The organism is Streptomyces sp. NRRL B-1347 (assembly GCF_000720325.1).
GTDB lineage: Bacteria > Actinomycetota > Actinomycetes > Streptomycetales > Streptomycetaceae > Streptomyces.
In genome coordinates, this window is sequence record NZ_JOJM01000255.1 from 1 (window position 1) to 664 (window position 664).

Annotated in this window: 1 protein-coding gene; it reads right to left on the reverse strand. The window is 68.4% G+C overall.

Features of this window, described 5'->3' with window-relative positions:
- The coding region (locus tag IG74_RS47305; RefSeq protein WP_234334699.1) for a polyketide synthase dehydratase domain-containing protein at positions 1-619 on the reverse strand (619 nt) is incomplete at its 3' end.
- Positions 620-664 lie beyond the last annotated feature (45 nt).

Here is a 664-nt window from a genome sequence, read left to right on the forward strand (position 1 = left end):
CCTCGTCCGCCACCCAGGCCTGCACCCGCTCCAGGACCTCAAGGACCCGCCCATACACCTCACCCACCACATCCGAACCACCGGAGACCACCCGCACAACCTCAGTCCCCGACACCACCTCACCCGGCACCACAACCCCGGGCGCATCCACCCACTCCACCCGGAACAGCGCATCCCGCACCACCCCGCCCACAGCATTCAGCTGATCCGCGTCAACCGGCCGCAGCACCAGCGACTCGACCGACGCCACCCCACGCCCCGACCCATCCCCCACCAGCACCGACACCGCACCCGAACCCTCACCCACCGACGCCAGCCGCACCCGCAACGACGTCGCACCCACCGCCTCCAAAGCGAACCCACGCCAGGAGAACGGCAGCAGGCTCCCCGAACCCGAGCCCGAACCAGCCGCCAGAGCGTCACTCACACCCATCGCATGCAACGCCGCATCGAACAACGCCGGATGCAGACCAAACCGGCCCGCCCGCTCCCACTCACCCTCCGGAAGCTCAACCTCCGCGAACACCTCACCACCACGCCGCCACGCACGCCTCAACCCCTGGAAAACCGACCCGTACTCCAGCCCGTTCTCCGCCGCCCGCACATACTCACCCGACACATCAACCAACTCAGCCCCCACCGGAGGCCACACACCAAAGTCGAA